The 14,980-nt window shown below is 62.4% G+C and carries 17 protein-coding genes; 11 read left to right on the top strand and 6 right to left on the bottom strand.

Features of this window, described 5'->3' with window-relative positions:
• Positions 1-6 precede the first annotated feature (6 nt).
• The 5 genes from JOH52_RS00935 (at position 7) to mucR (ending at position 3,600) form a co-directional block, all read left to right on the top strand.
• A complete protein-coding gene (locus tag JOH52_RS00935) occupies positions 7-1,572 on the top strand; it encodes a Na+/H+ antiporter subunit D (protein ID WP_003527391.1) in 1,566 nt (521 codons plus the stop codon).
• Positions 1,569-2,045: a Na+/H+ antiporter subunit E gene (locus tag JOH52_RS00930; RefSeq protein WP_010968978.1), complete on the top strand. Its 477-nt coding sequence runs from the start codon at positions 1,569-1,571 to the stop codon at positions 2,043-2,045. Before JOH52_RS00935 ends, JOH52_RS00930 begins: the two co-directional genes overlap by 4 nt.
• Positions 2,042-2,413 (top strand): cation:proton antiporter, encoded by a 372-nt coding sequence (locus tag JOH52_RS00925; protein WP_010968979.1) that lies wholly within the window; start codon positions 2,042-2,044, stop codon positions 2,411-2,413. The genes JOH52_RS00930 and JOH52_RS00925 overlap by 4 nt, the downstream gene beginning before the upstream one ends.
• Positions 2,413-2,763 carry a monovalent cation/H(+) antiporter subunit G gene (gene mnhG, locus JOH52_RS00920; RefSeq protein WP_003527385.1) on the top strand — a complete coding sequence of 117 codons (351 nt, stop codon included), beginning with the start codon at positions 2,413-2,415 and terminating at the stop codon, positions 2,761-2,763. Before JOH52_RS00925 ends, mnhG begins: the two co-directional genes overlap by 1 nt.
• A 405-nt stretch (positions 2,764-3,168) precedes the next feature.
• Entirely contained in the window at positions 3,169-3,600 is a 432-nt protein-coding gene (mucR, locus tag JOH52_RS00915; RefSeq protein ID WP_003527383.1) for an exopolysaccharide biosynthesis transcriptional regulator MucR, read from the top strand.
• A 203-nt stretch (positions 3,601-3,803) separates the two neighbouring features.
• Here mucR and JOH52_RS00910 read toward each other — a convergent pair whose 3' ends face one another.
• Together JOH52_RS00910 and JOH52_RS00905 are read right to left on the bottom strand one after the other, a co-directional pair.
• A complete protein-coding gene (locus tag JOH52_RS00910; RefSeq protein ID WP_003527382.1) occupies positions 3,804-4,226 on the bottom strand; it encodes a SufE family protein in 423 nt (140 codons plus the stop codon).
• A 187-nt stretch (positions 4,227-4,413) separates the two neighbouring features.
• Positions 4,414-4,851: a DUF5330 domain-containing protein gene (locus JOH52_RS00905; RefSeq protein ID WP_003527381.1), complete on the bottom strand. Its 438-nt coding sequence runs from the start codon at positions 4,849-4,851 to the stop codon at positions 4,414-4,416.
• Between the two features lie 514 nt (positions 4,852-5,365).
• Here JOH52_RS00905 and JOH52_RS00900 point away from each other — a divergent pair.
• From JOH52_RS00900 to JOH52_RS00890, 3 genes are all read left to right on the top strand, one after another.
• The gene (locus tag JOH52_RS00900) at positions 5,366-6,943 is read left to right on the top strand and encodes a sensor histidine kinase (protein ID WP_010968980.1); all 1,578 of its coding nucleotides are present in this window, start codon (positions 5,366-5,368) and stop codon (positions 6,941-6,943) included.
• Positions 6,915-7,874 carry a peptidoglycan-binding domain-containing protein gene (locus JOH52_RS00895; protein WP_013844135.1) on the top strand — a complete coding sequence of 320 codons (960 nt, stop codon included), beginning with the start codon at positions 6,915-6,917 and terminating at the stop codon, positions 7,872-7,874. Before JOH52_RS00900 ends, JOH52_RS00895 begins: the two co-directional genes overlap by 29 nt.
• Positions 7,875-7,960: 86 nt before the next feature.
• Positions 7,961-8,296 carry a DUF1491 family protein gene (locus tag JOH52_RS00890; RefSeq protein WP_014529117.1) on the top strand — a complete coding sequence of 112 codons (336 nt, stop codon included), beginning with the start codon at positions 7,961-7,963 and terminating at the stop codon, positions 8,294-8,296.
• A 243-nt stretch (positions 8,297-8,539) separates the two neighbouring features.
• On the opposite strand, the gene JOH52_RS00885 is transcribed toward JOH52_RS00890, so the two are convergent.
• On the bottom strand, positions 8,540-9,595 hold the full coding sequence (locus JOH52_RS00885) for a DUF2336 domain-containing protein (protein WP_010968983.1): 1,056 nt from the start codon (positions 9,593-9,595) through the stop codon (positions 8,540-8,542).
• Between the two features lie 243 nt (positions 9,596-9,838).
• Between JOH52_RS00885 and JOH52_RS00880 the strand changes: the two genes are divergently transcribed.
• The 3 genes from JOH52_RS00880 to JOH52_RS00870 all read left to right on the top strand — a co-directional run bounded on the left by JOH52_RS00880 (position 9,839) and on the right by JOH52_RS00870 (position 11,381).
• A complete protein-coding gene (locus JOH52_RS00880) occupies positions 9,839-10,483 on the top strand; it encodes an SH3 domain-containing protein (protein WP_013844136.1) in 645 nt (214 codons plus the stop codon).
• Between the two features lie 154 nt (positions 10,484-10,637).
• Entirely contained in the window at positions 10,638-10,922 is a 285-nt protein-coding gene (locus JOH52_RS00875) for a hypothetical protein (protein WP_003527375.1), read from the top strand.
• A 288-nt stretch (positions 10,923-11,210) separates the two neighbouring features.
• Entirely contained in the window at positions 11,211-11,381 is a 171-nt protein-coding gene (locus JOH52_RS00870; protein ID WP_013844138.1) for a hypothetical protein, read from the top strand.
• A 106-nt stretch (positions 11,382-11,487) separates the two neighbouring features.
• On the opposite strand, the gene JOH52_RS00865 is transcribed toward JOH52_RS00870, so the two are convergent.
• From JOH52_RS00865 to JOH52_RS00855, 3 genes are all read right to left on the bottom strand, one after another.
• Positions 11,488-12,033 (bottom strand): DUF1254 domain-containing protein, encoded by a 546-nt coding sequence (locus JOH52_RS00865; RefSeq protein WP_003527373.1) that lies wholly within the window; start codon positions 12,031-12,033, stop codon positions 11,488-11,490.
• Positions 12,026-12,613 (bottom strand): DUF1214 domain-containing protein, encoded by a 588-nt coding sequence (locus JOH52_RS00860; RefSeq protein ID WP_003527372.1) that lies wholly within the window; start codon positions 12,611-12,613, stop codon positions 12,026-12,028. The genes JOH52_RS00865 and JOH52_RS00860 overlap by 8 nt, the downstream gene beginning before the upstream one ends.
• Before the next feature lie 97 nt (positions 12,614-12,710).
• Positions 12,711-14,945, bottom strand: a complete 2,235-nt coding sequence (locus tag JOH52_RS00855; RefSeq protein WP_010968985.1) for a transglycosylase domain-containing protein — start codon at positions 14,943-14,945, stop codon at positions 12,711-12,713.
• Positions 14,946-14,980: the final 35 nt, after the last annotated feature.

Below are 14,980 nucleotides of genomic sequence, written 5' to 3'. Positions count from 1 at the left end.
CGCACCATGGCCGTTTCCACCCCCGTCCCCGTCGACCTTTCCGCAGCCCTGATGCTGGCCCCGGCGCCGGCCGTCGAATGGCTCGTCGTTCTGCCCGTCGCCTGGTGTCTGGCCGTCGGTGCGCTCCTCGTGATGCTTCGTCGCTGGGCCGGCCTCCAGCCCGCAATAGCGCTTGCGAGCCTGGCCGTGCTGGTGCTGATCGACGTGGCGCTGCTCGATCACGTCGCAAGAAATGGGCCGACGACCATGGTGATGGGTCGCTGGCTGCCGCCGTTCGGTATCGCCTTCACGGTCGACCTGACCGGTGCGCTCTTTGCCCTGGTGGCGGCCTTGGTCGCTCTTGCCGCCGGCATCTTTTCGCTGGCCGATATCAACGACAGCGGCCGGCGCTATGGTTTCTATCCGCTGCTGATGCTGCTGATGGCCGGCGTTTCGGGAGCCTTCCTCACGGGGGATATCTTCAACCTCTATGTCTGGTTCGAGGTCCTGCTGATTTCGTCCTTCGGGCTACTGGTCCTCGGCTCCGAGCGCGGGCAGATCGACGGGACGGTGAAGTACGGCTTTTTGAACCTAGTCGCAACGACGCTGTTCCTCGTCGCCACCGGCTTCCTCTACGCCGTGTTCGGCACGCTCAACATGGCCGACATCGCGCGCAAGGCCGACGAACTGCGGGTCAATGCGCCGTTGATGACTTTGGTCGGACTCTATGTTCTTGCCTTCGGCATGAAGGCGGCCGCGTTTCCTTTGAACTTCTGGCTGCCTGCTTCCTATCATACCCCTCGCGTCGTCGTGTCGGCGCTCTTTGCCGGCCTGCTCACCAAGGTCGGTATTTATGCGTTGATCCGGGTGACGGTCATGCTCTTCCCGATCGAGAGGGAGGAATTGAGCTTCGTCCTGGCGCTCGTCGGTGCGCTGACGATGATGGTCGGCGTTCTCGGCGCGCTCGCGCAAACGGATTTTCGTCGCATTCTCGGATACCTCGTCGTTTCGGGCATCGGCTCGATGCTCGCAGGCATAGCCATCGGCGGACCGGGCGGCATTGGCGGCGCGATTTTCTACGCGCTTCATTCGATGCTGGTGATGACGGGCCTTTATTTCGCCTCTGGGATCGCCATGCGCCTCGGTGCAGACAGCTCGATCGCAACGCTCGCGGGTCTTTACCGCAAGCATGCGGGGTTTGCGGCGCTGACCTTGATGCTGTGCTTCGCCGTTTCGGGCCTGCCGCCCTTTTCCGGCTTCTGGCCGAAGGTCATGCTGGTGAAGGCGGCCATCGATATCGGCGCCTGGTGGCTTGCCGCCGCGCTCCTTCTCGTCGGCTTCTTCACCATGATTGCCACCGGCCGCCTTTTCCTCCTGGCCTATTGGCGAGACAGCGCAATCCCCGAGGCGGCGGACGGCCCCGCCCGCCTGTCCGCGGCGGCCCTGGGTCCGCTTGCAGCGCTTACGCTTCTGGCGCTTGCGCTCGGCCTCTATCCCGAACCGCTGCTCGCGATGATCCAGAGCGCCGCCGCCGGTCTTGCAGAGCCGTCCGCTTACCTGAATTCAGTCTTTCCCGCAGGAGGTCCGCAATGAAATTCCTGCTGACCAACCTGGTCTTTACGCTCATCTGGGGGGCAATCAGCGCCAGCTTCACGCCCGCGAACCTCCTGCTGGGCTTCGCAGCCGGCGCCTTGTCGCTCTGGTTGATCCGGCGTGAGCTGCGCCCCGTGGCTTACCCGCTGAGACCGTTGCGGCTCCTGTTGCTCGCATCGTTGTTTTTCAAGGAGCTCGCCATTTCCGCAACGAAGGTCGCGGTTCTGGTTCTCCGCTCGAACATGGCGCTGAAGCCCGGCATTTTTGCCTATCCGCTCGCGCTCAGGAGCGACTTCGAGATAACGCTGCTCGCCAATCTGATCACACTTACGCCGGGTACGCTGTCGGTGGATGTCTCCGACGATCGCAACACCCTCTACGTCCATGCGCTCGATTGCGCCGATCCGGGAGCGCTACGGCGAGACATCGCCGGCGGCTTCGAACGTCGAATTCGGGAGGCCTTCGAACGATGACGCCCGCTGCAGTCCTGAGCGCGGCCTCCGGCGTGGCGCTCGTGCTTCTCTCGCTCGCGCTGCTGTTGACGGTGCTGCGCATCATTCGCGGGCCGACGCTTCCGGACCGGGTGCTGGGCCTCGATATGCTGGTGGCGATTGCGATCGGCCTGATCGCGGTGATCGCCGTAAGGACCGGATTCTATCTCTACATCGATATCGCGATCGCCCTCGGGCTCGTCGGCTTTCTTGCAACTGTCGCTTTCGCCCGCTTCATCCTGGCGCGCGGCCTCTCGCCGGAGCGCAGGACGCCAGGCACAACGGAGATCCCTCAGGCAAAGCCGCGCCCGAGCCAGGCCGGGCGCCGCAAACGCAAGGGAGCGCGTTGATGGCTCTACAAATCATTGCCTACGTCGTTGCGCTGATCATGGTTGTCGGCGCCTGCTTCTCGCTGCTTGCCGCGGTTGGCCTCGTCCGCTTCCCCGACCTTTACACCCGCATGCACGCGGCCTCGAAAGCCGGTACCGTCGGTTCGGGTCTGCTGCTCTTTGCGGCCGGGCTGCATTCGCTGGACGCCGCCGTCTTCGTGCGCGCACTTGCGGGATTTGTCTTCTTCGTGCTGACGGCACCGATCTCGGCCCATTTATTGGCAAAAGCCGCGCATCAAGCGGGCTACAGGATGTCAAAACGATCCGTGATAGATCAGCTTCCCCATAAGGAAGAGGCGCGCCGGCATTGACCGGCAGCATTTCTGACTCTGTATTTGAGGACAATTTTGCCGAGCGTGACAATTTTAGCAACTCGGAATAAAGTTGCTGCATGCCGTTAAATTTATGTTTGGACTTTTGGCGGATCAGTGTTAATGCAGTAAATGCAAAGTGTCGTTGTGGAAAATACTTTGAACTGAAATTCCAGCCTGAGTTGTGATGCTTGTCCGTTGCTTTGAGGTGTCGGCCGCTTTGGCGCCTTGGTGACGGATCTTCCCTCTCGCAATTCGAGCCTTGATGTCGCGGCAGAACCGCAGTCTCCATCGCGAGATAGCGGTCGGTTCCGAGGCGGCAAGCGCTAATCGACGGCATTTTGTACATCCTCCCCCTGAAACTCTGTTTCAGGTTTCGTCGCTGGATTCCGATAGGAGAAAGAAATGACAGAGACTTCGCTCGGTACGAGCAATGAACTCCTGGTTGAGCTTACGGCGGAGATCGTTGCCGCCTATGTAAGCAACCACGTGGTTCCGGTTGCCGAGCTGCCGACGCTCATAGCCGACGTGCATTCGGCTCTCAACAACACCACGGCTCCTGCGCCGGTGGTCGTCCCGGTGGAAAAGCCGAAGCCTGCGGTTTCGGTCCGAAAGTCGGTGCAGGACGACCAGATCACATGTCTCGAATGCGGCGGCACCTTCAAGTCGTTGAAGCGGCATCTGATGACGCACCACAACCTTTCGCCGGAAGAATACCGCGACAAGTGGGATTTGCCTGCGGATTATCCGATGGTCGCACCGGCCTACGCGGAAGCGCGCTCGCGGCTCGCCAAGGAAATGGGTCTCGGACAGCGTCGGAAGCGTCGCGGCAAGTGATCCGGGCGGCCCCACTGGGCCGTCGGGAACGCGCAAGCGAACACCTGAGTTGTGTCATAAAAGCCGGCCGGTTCAGGCCGGCTTTTTTTTCGACGTTCAGTATTTCATTGAAACACTGACACACTCTAACCCTTCGAGGCTACGCACTTCCGGACGGAAAACCGTTACGCACCTTTCCTCGAAGTGCTCTAACTCTTTGCCAGTCAGGCGGGCAGGCGCCCTTCGGCTTCGCTCTTGATACGCCGGATCATCGAGCGCAGGCCGTTCGCGCGTTGCGAGGAAAGATGTTCGATGAGGCCGATCTTGCCGAAGATGTCGAGAGCGTCGATTCTGGTAATTTCCGAAGCACGCTTACCGGAGAAGATCGCGAGGACGATCGCCACGAGGCCGCGCACGATATGCGCATCCGATTCTCCCTCGAAGGTGAGGAGCGGGTCTTCAGCATCGCCGGTCGCATGGGTCACGAGCCAGACCTGGCTGGCACAGCCTTGAACCTTATTCTCGCTCGTCCTCGAGACTTCCGGCATCTCGGGCAGGTTTTTGCCAAGTTCGATCACATAGCGGTAGCGATCTTCCCATTCGTCGAGAAATGCAAAGTCGTCGATGATCTGGTCAAGTGAAGTCATGCTATGTCCGGCTTTCGGCGCCCGCTGCGTAGCGCAGTCCGCGTGAAAGGCGACTGCTTCAACCGCCTTTCGGGCGCATCGTTATCTCACCTTCATATAGGAGACGCGGGCCGCAAAGAGAACAGGCAATCGCGTTTCCCCGCGCTGCCACGCCCGAACGATCGGTCTGCCTTCGTCGCGGCAGGAGTTACTTCCCGGAAGCCGGACCGGGATCGAGGCGGTGTTCCGGAACCGGCATACGCTTGAAGGCCGGTTCGGCCTTCTCCGTCGCCTCCGCCGAAGGGACACTTTCTGCCGGTGTGACGGTACCGGTCATGACCTTGACGTCGGGAGCGGCGGCATCGCCTTCCGCGAACTGGGTGTTGAGAAACTCATAGGCGATCCGAGCGCCTTCGCGCGCGCGATGTCCGAGGGCGACGAAAGTCTCCGCACCCTTTTCGCAGACGTCCGGCTTCTCTACGCAGATGGCGCTTATGTATTGGATGGCTTCGTTCGCGGCAGAGAAGGTGCCGCCGATCTCCATCTTCGGGCCATGCTCGAGCTTCTCGCTGCTCGACGGATCGAGAAACGGCAGCAGCACCAGCACCAGCGAGAACCAGAACGTCGCCTTAACGAGAAACCACATCTTGCGCCATCCTCTTTTGCCTTCGGCTGCGGCCGTGGTGTTTACGCTTCGAAACTAGCGCGGGAATCACAAGGCCACTTTTCCAGAAACAACGGTATTTGCTTCAAATTTTATTGAAATTCATGACTGGCATATTCGTGCAGCCGCTTTTCCCTGCATTTTAGCGATCGTCGTTAACGCTCGTGGCGGGGGTCTCGGCCTCAAGCCCCGCGTTCCCGGCGCCGGGTAGTGGCGATGCCTGCCCAAATCGTTAACGCGAACCGAAAAATCCACGAAAATCCGCTGCTTACGCACCGTTAACCACATCTGACGATGCTCGCGCGGATTGCCTCAAATCGGGAATTTTCGGCCGCCCGGGGCGCCCCCGGAGAGCGGCCGTTTATTCTTTCATTAAGTCGGGGGTGCGAGATTCGGGTCATCACGAGGCGGTCGTCCGCGACGACGCGGAACGGTCCGGAAATGCCTCGCAAGAACGACAAATTCGGCAGGGCAAGGCGTGAATTTATTGCGTGACATGGCTGGCAGATGGACATCCCTCGTGGATGAAGCGGCCGCACCTTGGCTGCCGCGCGGCGGCCTGGGCTCAGCTATTGCGCGTCACGACTTCAGACGCCTGCGTGCCGTCGCTGCCGTATCCTTGACCGCGCTGCCGATCGTCCCTCTCGCGCTGACGCTGGCATTGCCCGTATCCGCCGCCCTGCCGGCGGGAGCGGCGCTTTGGGCCTCGGCGTCCCTGTTGGCCGCGGCTGCAGCCATTGCCGGCGGCCGAGAATTCCCGACGGACGGCGAGGTGGAATTCGCGCCTGCACCGGAACTGCCCGATCTCAATGCGGCCTATGATCTCTTTGCGGGTTTGGTGACCGTCCACGATACCCGGGGCCACGTCCTGTCTGTCCACGGGCGCGATGCGAGTGAGTATCTGAAACTGATGCGCGATCCGCATGGGCGCGGCTTCATCGAGCAGATCCATGTGTCGGATCGCATCGCCTTCCTGAGAGCGATCGATTCGCTGCGCCTGGACAGCGAGCGTTCTGCCGTGGACATCCGTCTCGAACGGACGTCGGCGGATGGCCCTCAATTCGCACATATCTACTGCGAGATGACGCCGCTTCGAGACGCTGAAGGAAATCTCCTTGCGATTGTCGCCCAGTCTCGCGATGTCTCCGAAGAGGCGCGTTTGCAGGCAGAGGCGGCGGCCAAGGCAGCACATGCCGAGTCGGCCAACGATGCCAAAACGCGGTTCCTTGCCGCCGTCAGCCATGAACTGCGCACGCCGCTCAATGCCATCCTCGGCTTTTCGGACGTGCTTGCAGGCGAATATTTCGGAAAGCTCGAAAACGATCGCCAACGCGAATACGTGTCGCTGATCCATCAGTCCGGCACGCATCTTCTCTCGGTCGTCAACACGATGCTCGATATGAGCAAGATCGAAGCGGGCCGTTACGAGCTTCTCCTCGAACCGTTCCGTGTCGCCGAGGCGATCGCCGCCTGCGAGGCCATGCTGTCGCACCAGGCGCGCGAAAAAGGCGTGCGGCTGACGAGCCGCGTTACCCGTTCGGTCGGCGAAATCAATGCAGACCAGCGCGCCTTCCAGCAAATCCTCATCAATCTCATCGGCAACGCCATCAAGTTTACCGACCGCGGCGGGCTTGTCACGGTGGATGCCGCGCTGGAAGGCAACATGCTGAAGCTAACGGTCAGCGACACCGGAATCGGCATCGCCGCGGACAAGCTGCAAATGCTCGGCCAACCTTTCGTCCAGATTCAGAATGACTATACCCGCCGCTACGAGGGTACCGGTCTCGGCCTGTCGCTGGTCAAGGGACTTGCTGAACTGCATGGCGGCGACGTTTCGATCCGCAGCGCCGAAGGGGAGGGTACCGTGATCGTCGTAACCATTCCCAGCGACGCCTCCGGCGCGGCCGAAAGGCAGTGCGCGGATGCGCCCGTCACAGTGGAGTTCCCGCCGCGATTGAAGCAGCACGCAGACGGAAAGAGGGAAGCCGGAGTGCCGGCGCTGTCCGAGGCTCTCCACACCGGAGAAATTGGCAGGGAAGGGGGACATGGCGCCGCGCAAGCGAAAACAGCCTGAGCGCAAGCGGGCGGCGCGGCGCGGAGCGGGTCTTGCCTTGCGCGGACTCGCTGTCGTCGGCCGTGGCCTCGTGCTCACCGGTCGCCTGATTTCGCGTCATCCGGTGAGCGCCGGCGGGTCGGCGATCTTTGCCGTCGTCTTCAGTTTCGTCGCCGCAAACGCCATGTGGTACCAGAACGGTACTCATCCCTCGCCGCTTCTGCGTACCCGCGTGCCCCTCGTCAGTCCCGAAGTGGCCGAGCGCCTTGCGGCCGCCAAAGGCGAGCCGGTCGAGCAGCGCGATGTTACCACCTTTGTCATAGAGCGGGAGGGGGACGCGAAAGCAGGCGATGCGGCAACGGCCGGATCCAACGAACGGCACGCGTCGCTTCCGGCGCAGGACGTACCAGAAGCAGATGCGCACGGTAGCACGGTCTCGACGCTGGTTGCGGACATCCAGAAGGAACTGGCAAGGCTCGGCTTCTACGAAGGAGCGCCGGACGGCCGAAGCGGTCCGAAGACCTCGGCGGCGATCCTCCGCTTCGAAAAGCAGGCCGGCCGTATGGAGACCGGTGCGCCGAGTGCCGATCTGCTTCGGGCACTGCGCAACGCCGGCGCCTCCCCGCCGGCCGTTGCGACGCCCGCCAACCGGCCCTATTCCGACCCGAAGACTGTTCCGGCCGAGGCGGATCCGGTTGCCGCTGCCATCCGCAGCGCCGAGAAGGGCAACGCGCTCGACCCTCGCACGGAGGTTCCCGTGTCGAGCGAAATGGTGATGAACATCCAGAAGGGGCTGAGCAATCTCGCCTATGCGGATGTCGTCGTAGACGGCGTTGCCGGCGATCAGACGCGCGCAGCCATCCGTCACTTCGAAAAACACTATCGTCTTCCTCAGACCGGAGAGCCCAACCCCAAGGTTCTCAAGAAGCTTAAGGAAATCGGAGCGCTCTAACGGCCAGAGCAAGAGGAGCAGTTGCGCACCACTGGCGGTCGGTCGCTCCGTTTGCATCTCGCCGGTGGCGCGTGTATCAGCTTTGCATGCGCCTGAAGTCCCACATTTTCGTCTCCTCGCTTTTGCGGAACGCCTTTGGACGCGGCGGGTATGCGGCCGTGCTGCGCAAGGGAGCGGAGGACGCCGGCGCGATCTTCATCCGGCAGCGCGGACGATCGGGCTACGAGACGCTTTACGCGCCGGCGCCGCAGAATTTCTTCGATGAGGACGGAGATACGTCGCGCCGCTTCGAGGTGCGATTGCGGGGCGTCGAAGCCGAAGCCGTCGAACGGGCGCTTTCCTCGGAAATCCGCTTCGACCCGGACTGCTGGATCGTAGAGTTGGAACTCGACGACTGCAGCGACCTGTTCGATCTGGTCTAAGGCCTGTTGAGATTCATCTGGAGTTTATGACGGCTGCTGCGAGATGGATGATGGCGCTTCTCCTCGCCCTCATCTCTGTGCTTGTCACAGAGATGAGGGCAGCGCCGCGTCTGCGGCGCGGGAAGCGTTCTTTCAGCCGAAGGACCTGGTCTGGCTGGATCCCTGTGACGAGCACAGCATCCCATTAGAATCGATCACGTTCATGATTTTAGGTCGACCCGACCTAGCTAAAATCATCGTGATCTAGTGCTGGCCGAAGCCCCGCTTTGGTTCGACGGCCTTGCTTTGACGCGCAACCGTTTGCGCCTCGTGCCGGCGCGGGTCTGCGGCTCGATTTTCCGCAAGCAGGCTCTCATGCCGGGAGGGCTTCGCCCCATTTGCATCGGCGCGAAGCCAGGACGCCACCCGTTCGCCGCTCGCCTGCCGGTCGAGACTTCGGATCAGTGCTTCGGCGCGGTTGCCGCCGCCGATTCTTTCGGAAAGGTGGGGATAGAGCCCCTCGAGCACGCGGCTTTCCTCGTCCGCCGGGAAGGCGAGAGCTGCGAGCGTCGCGGCGAGTTGCTGGCCGGAAACATCGAGCAATATACGGTCGGTGAGTGCGCGGCTTGCTCCGAGCGAGTCTGCCAGGGCCGTGGAGAAGCGCGTCGTTTCGCCATTGCGCGCAAAACGGACGAGCAGCGCGCAATGCAGCTCGCTGATGGGTTGGATCGGCAGTGTGCCGTTCTTCTCCTGTGTTCCGACGCGCGCCAGCGCCTTGATTTCCGCGCGCAGCTTTTCTTCGCGATCGACGGCTGCGGCAGCCGTCTGCGGATCGCTCGCCACCGGGCGACTGGCGCCGTCGTGAAGCCGTGCGGGGAGGGGAGCGGACTGATGATGTTCGACGAGCACGTCGATCACCGAAGGCGAAAGGTTCTCCCGACGGGCAATGGCGTTCGCGTGGCCCGGCCCCTGTTGGCGAATGATGGAAATGAGCACGCCGTCCGAAATCGCTGTCGCACGGGCGAGGAAGGCGGCGGCGATCGAAATGGGCATGCTGCCGATCAGCAGGGCCACCGGCTCCGGCACGTGGGGGCATTGGGATAGCGCCGCCGCCGCCTGCCGGCGGGCCTCGTTGCTGGAGCCGAGGAAGAGCGGCTCGAACAGTTCGGCAAACTGCTTCATGTCGGACCGGCTTGGAATCCGAAGGCTCTCGAAGCCGGTGACGGTCGCCATCAGCACGACGTCCTTCAACCGCCCCGTCTGCGGCCGTTCCAACTCACGAAACCGGTTTGTCACGACATATCCTAAAACGCAAAGCATGACGGCATTCCGATGGTTCGGAACGACACACGTGTCTAAAACTAGATCGAAATCGTTAGCGCAGCATTAACTATGGACGTTGGGGCTTTATTCAGGCTTGCGTCATTCTGGTGACGAGCCGCCCCTGCAGCGGAAGGCCGCGTTCCTTAGCCATAAAAAGTCCACAAGCGCTCCCATTTGATCCGATCGACGGCAAACGCCGGAAGCGAGTCGGGCTGCGGCCTCTCATGTGGGAGTTGATTTGTGAAGAAAATGTTTCTGCGGGCGGCTGCCTGTGCGCTGCTGCTCATGCCCGTGGCCGCATCGGCGGCCGAAGGTTTTGCGACTGCCAATGTCAATATGCGCTCGGGACCGAGTACATATTATCCGGCTGTAACGGTCATTCCGGTCGGCGAATCGGTGGAAATCCACGGCTGCCTGTCGGAAAGCCCCTGGTGCGACGTTTCCTTCTACGGCGGGCGGGGATGGGTGGCAGGCCGGTATGTGCAGGCCGCCTATCGCAGCAGTCGGGTCTATGTGGAGCCGGAATACTATCGTCCGCTCGGCATCCCGACAGTCGTCTTCGAGTTCGACAGCTATTGGGATCGCAACTACCGCGGGCGTGATTTCTATCGCGATCGCGACCGTTGGAGGCATGACCGCGATTGGGATCGCGAGCGTGAACGCGACCGGCCCGAATGGGAACGCCGCCAGGTGCGGGAACGTCGGGACTGGGAGCATGACCGGGAGAGAGAGCGGCGCGAATGGGAACCGGAGCGCGGCAGTGACGATGACCGCTGGCGCAGGATCGAGGGGGCTGAACGGGAACAGTCGCGTCGCGAGCGCCTTTACGACGGTCAGAGAACCATCGTGGAATGCGATGCCGGCGATTTCCGCTGCGAAGAGTAGGCGCTGCGATTCGGTCGCTTCACTCCAGGGTCGGCGATCGTCGCCGGCCTTCCTGCCGCCGTTGAACTTGCGTCGTCCCTCCATGGGAACCAATCCGGCCTCGACGCGTTGAAATCGCGCAAAGGGTGATCCCGGAATGGCAAGGAGCGGAGAGATGGCGGAGAAGAATCTGGCGGCAGTCGGCGCAGAGACGGGTGCCGAAACGCGGACGTCCGGCGCACAGGCCGAATTGGAATCCCAGGTCCAGGAACTGAAGGCAGAGATCGCCCGGCTGACGGAGACCGTCTCGGCCATCGGCACCGGAGCCAAGGCGGTCGTGCAGGGGGAAGCGGAACTGATGACGCAGCGCGTCCGGGAGCGCGTTCGGGAAGAACCCATTTCGACGCTGCTGACGGTCGCCGGCGTAGCTTTCCTTTTCGGTTTGATTGCAAGGCGCTGACGGACGGACTGCCGGATTTGCAAATCCCCCAAGATTGAGGATTGCGCGAGGTTAATGCGTCGTGGTCTGGATTAACAAATGGTTAACCAGGCTGTGGCTCAATCGGCACAAGGCGGCTATTATCGCCTCGCCTCTTATGCCGAAACGGACGACATCCGGGTGACCGGAAGAAGGAGTGAGTGAGAAGGGCGCGTCTGTCCGGAAACCCGGAAAATGCGTCAGCCCGAAAACGGGCAGGGTGAAATCTGTACGGTAGTTCATCCGTCTCGTGAGACTATGGAGACGAGCATGGCAGACGTAATCAGAATGCAGGACCGGATCGTCAAACGCCCTCGACGGCGTCCTGTCGGGAAGGGCGGCGCCAAGGTGTTGTTCTTCACAGGAATCCGTTACGAAAGGCTGGACGGCCGCGGACCGCAGCCGACTGCCCCGGCTGGCCGCCAGGCCAAGAAGCAGTAAACTCGCGGGCAAAGCGCCGGCAGCGCCCGTCCGGGCGGTGCGGTCGTTCGCCGCGCAACTTCGACCACCTCGACTTCAGTCTCCCCCAATTGTCGTTACCTTCGCACTACCGCTGGAAGGGCTCGCACCTCGACTCCGCAAGGAAAGTGCGGACCAGGTCCTCGAAGCTGTCGAGAGGTGCCAGGGCTCGAAGAACCGCGTAACCTTCCTGGTCCTTCATCTCGATCATGATCGATTGCGCCAGCGCTTCGGGTGGCGACTTGCGCAGTTCGACGAGCTGGATCGGTGTCGCGACCACGAGATCGAGATCGCCATTGACGGCTGTCTGGTCGTTCATGCTGAAGACCTCGTTCGACCCGCTGTCGAAGATCGCAAGCGACCAGAAGGGTACGTCGCCGCGCCCGACGAAGCGGGCCGGAGCATCCGCCACCGAGAAGCTGCAGACGGCCGTACGCAGGAAGGGGTCGGCGTTGTTCAGGCCTGTCGGTCCCGGTTCGGCCGTCAGCGGAAAGAAGCTGTCCATTTCGAGCAGGCCGAGCACGCGCGTATAGGCATCGCGGCCGGTGAACTGGGGCAGGGCGAGTATGATCACGATATGAAGAAGCGCCGCTCCGACGAGACCGACGAGAATGGCGAAGATGATGCTACGCATGCCCGCACCCGGTCTTTACGATCTTCGGCATTGCGAGGTCGATCAGGCCGGAGGAACCTGCCGTTGGCGTGTCAAGAAGGGTCAGCACGAGCGCGAAGCTGCCCGTCCGCCGTATCGCGAGCCAGTTGTCGGGCTGGGCAGCGGGGGAAACGTGAATGACGAAACGGCTGTCCTCGGCGCGCAGGACGGTCCAGGAATTGATTGCGGAGGGCAGTTCCGCACCCGGCATCAGCGCGGTCCCGTCCGCCGCCGCCGCATAAAGGGTCCAGAACCGCGCCGGCGGCGTCATACCTGAAACGTCATAGGAGCAGGCGGCCGAGAGGCGCGCACCGGTATCGTCCGTGAGCGCGGTAAATGCCAGTCCCTCGGCACCGCCATAGAGCAATTCGCCGGCCCGGGCGCGGTGCGCCTTGGCATAGGGATCGGCGGAGACGGTCTGCGCTTCGGGAAAAGCGACCCAAGGACCGATTGCGATCGAGCCGAAACCGACCGTCGCCTTCAGCGCCCACACGGCCGTCCCGATTCCGCCGCCGAACGCGACGATGAGGGCAAGAGCGACAAGGAGGGGAACTCGAAACAAGTGGCAGCTCTATCGAATGTTGCGTCGTTTACCCTGTCGGCGCTCGTGGGGGCGCCGCTCGGCTTGTTCGCCAGAGAACGGATTTCTGACTGCAAAGTCAATTGTTTGTCGTGCCCGGCATGGTCCGCATGTTCACGCCTCGATCCGTCGGCTCGAGCACGGCCACCTTGCCGCCGGGCCTTTCGCGCGCCTTGAGCGGTTGCGCTTTCTCGAATGTGTCGCCGATCCTTTTCAACAGCCGGGTTACGTCCGCGGACAGTGATCGCGGCCGCACGAGCGGCGGCAGGGCGTTCTCGTCCGGCTTCGCAGTTTCGGCGGATCGCTCCTTCGCCGGTTTGGCGGGCGCGATTTCGATGCCCGGAATCGCGCGGTGCTCGATCCCCTGTTCGGCATAGTCCATCAGTCGTTTGAAGGTCATCGCCGGGAGAGAGCCGCCGGTCATTTCGTCGGTGGAGGTATAGTCGTCATTGCCGAACCAGACGGCCGTGGTGTAGTCGCCGGTGAAGCCGACGAACCATGCGTCGCGATAGGCCTGTGTCGTTCCGGTCTTGCCGCCGGTGACGATCCCGTTGTCGAGGGCTGCGCGTCGCGCCGTGCCGATGACCGGGATCTGCGTCAGGATGCGGTTCATCGACGAGACTGCCTGTTCGCTCAGCACCCTGCGTGGGGGCGGCGCGTCGCGCCCGAAGTCGTAGAGAATGTCGCCGTCGTAGTTGAGAATCTGACTGATGCCGTGGCGTCGCGACTGTAACCCGCCCGCCGGAAAGACCGCGTAGGCCGTCGCCTGATCGAGCACGGTCACTTCGGAGGTGCCGAGCGGCATGGTCTTGTCGGTGCGAACCGGGGTCTCGATGCCCATTCTCTTGGCGGTCTCGGCAATGATTTCTGTACCGAGCTTGTCCTTGGCGAGGCGGACCGGAATAGTGTTTATCGATCTGGCGAGCGCGTTCATCACCGTCACTCGGCCGGCATATTTGCGGCCGTAGTTCTGCGGCGACCAGCCACGCCAGGTGATCGGCGCGTCGACGACGACGGTTTCCGGTGTCATGCCCTTTTCCATCGCGGCGGCGTAGGTATAGACCTTGAAGGACGAGCCCGGCTGGCGCAGCGCGCGCGTGGCGCGGTTGAACTGGCTTTCGCCGTAGTCGCGGCCGCCGACCATCGCCCGTACCGCGCCGCCATGCTCGACCATGACGAGAGCGCCCTGCTTGACCTTGTAGCTCTCGCCATATTGCCTGAGGCCCGATTCGACCGCTTCCTCGGCTGCTTGCTGCAGCCCCATGTCGATCGTCGTGCGCACGATCAGCGAATGCTGCGCGAAGGGAGCGGCAATGCGCTGGACCTCTTCGAAGGCCCAGTCGAGGAAGAAATCCGGTGCCTTGACCTGGGCACGATCGACCACGGAGGCCGGGGTGAGGCGGGCGGCGATCACCTGTCCCTCCGTCATCAGCCCGCCCTGGACGAGATTGCTCAGGACCTCGTTGGCGCGGGCACGGGCCGCCGGCAGGTTCACATGGGGGGCATAGCGCGCCGGCGCCTTGAAGAGCCCGGCGAGCATCGCCGACTCGGCAAGATTGACGTCGGTAATCGCCTTGCCGAAATAGAATTGCGCCGCCGCTGCCGCGCCGAAGGTGCCGCCGCCCATATAGGCGCGGTCGAGATAGAGGCGGAGGATTTCCTTCTTCGACAGGTTGGATTCGAGCCAGACGGCGAGAAAGGCTTCCTTGATCTTGCGCTCGATCGTCCTCTCGTTCGAGAGGAACAGGTTCTTGGCCAGCTGCTGCGTGAGTGTCGAGCCGCCTTGAACGACCCCGCCGGCGCGAGCGTTCTCGGTCATGGCGCGTGCGAGCCCGAGAAAATCTATGCCCCAATGGTCGAAGAAGCGCCTGTCTTCCGTGGCGAGGACCGCTTTTATGAGGTGATCCGGCAGCTCGTCGATCGGGACGGAATCCTCGTGGATGATGCCCCGGTGGCCGATCTCGTTACCGTAGCGGTCAAGAAAGGTGACTGCGAAATCGCTTTGCGCCCGCCAGTTGCCCTTGGTTTCCTCGAAGGCGGGAAGGGCGAGCGCCAACATCAGCACCGAGCCCGCCGCGCCAAGCGTCATTCCCTCGCCGAGCACTTCGAAGAACGCTCTTTTCCAGCCGCGCACGCGAAACCGGCGGAAAAAGATGGTGGTGTCCTCCCACCACTCCCCGAGCCGGAATCCTGCGCTCCATACGGTCGAATCGATCCAGGAATCGATCCGAAGAAAGATGTGTCGCCTTTTCGGCCGGTTGTCCTCTTTCCTCGGTTCCTGCACGGCTTTCATGTCCCGAAGGTTCTGCCTCATGACGATATTTGCACGGGGCGGCAATCCAATCTACT

The organism is Sinorhizobium meliloti (genome assembly GCF_017876815.1).
Taxonomy (GTDB): Bacteria; Pseudomonadota; Alphaproteobacteria; order Rhizobiales; family Rhizobiaceae; genus Sinorhizobium; species Sinorhizobium meliloti.
The sequence above is the reverse complement of the archived record's forward strand: the minus strand, read 5'-3'. Positions and strand labels throughout refer to the sequence as shown.

Coding starts and splice junctions, on each gene's coding strand:
- JOH52_RS00935 (WP_003527391.1), top strand. CDS start 7: ATGGCCGTTTCCACCCCCGTCCCCGTCGACCTTTCCGCAGCCCTGATG.
- JOH52_RS00930 (WP_010968978.1), top strand. CDS start 1,569: ATGAAATTCCTGCTGACCAACCTGGTCTTTACGCTCATCTGGGGGGCA.
- JOH52_RS00925 (WP_010968979.1), top strand. CDS start 2,042: ATGACGCCCGCTGCAGTCCTGAGCGCGGCCTCCGGCGTGGCGCTCGTG.
- mnhG (WP_003527385.1), top strand. CDS start 2,413: ATGGCTCTACAAATCATTGCCTACGTCGTTGCGCTGATCATGGTTGTC.
- mucR (WP_003527383.1), top strand. CDS start 3,169: ATGACAGAGACTTCGCTCGGTACGAGCAATGAACTCCTGGTTGAGCTT.
- JOH52_RS00910 (WP_003527382.1), bottom strand. CDS start 4,226: ATGACTTCACTTGACCAGATCATCGACGACTTTGCATTTCTCGACGAA.
- JOH52_RS00905 (WP_003527381.1), bottom strand. CDS start 4,851: ATGTGGTTTCTCGTTAAGGCGACGTTCTGGTTCTCGCTGGTGCTGGTG.
- JOH52_RS00900 (WP_010968980.1), top strand. CDS start 5,366: ATGGCTGGCAGATGGACATCCCTCGTGGATGAAGCGGCCGCACCTTGG.
- JOH52_RS00895 (WP_013844135.1), top strand. CDS start 6,915: ATGGCGCCGCGCAAGCGAAAACAGCCTGAGCGCAAGCGGGCGGCGCGG.
- JOH52_RS00890 (WP_014529117.1), top strand. CDS start 7,961: ATGCGCCTGAAGTCCCACATTTTCGTCTCCTCGCTTTTGCGGAACGCC.
- JOH52_RS00885 (WP_010968983.1), bottom strand. CDS start 9,595: ATGCTTTGCGTTTTAGGATATGTCGTGACAAACCGGTTTCGTGAGTTG.
- JOH52_RS00875 (WP_003527375.1), top strand. CDS start 10,638: ATGGCGGAGAAGAATCTGGCGGCAGTCGGCGCAGAGACGGGTGCCGAA.
- JOH52_RS00870 (WP_013844138.1), top strand. CDS start 11,211: ATGGCAGACGTAATCAGAATGCAGGACCGGATCGTCAAACGCCCTCGA.
- JOH52_RS00865 (WP_003527373.1), bottom strand. CDS start 12,033: ATGCGTAGCATCATCTTCGCCATTCTCGTCGGTCTCGTCGGAGCGGCG.
- JOH52_RS00855 (WP_010968985.1), bottom strand. CDS start 14,945: ATGAGGCAGAACCTTCGGGACATGAAAGCCGTGCAGGAACCGAGGAAA.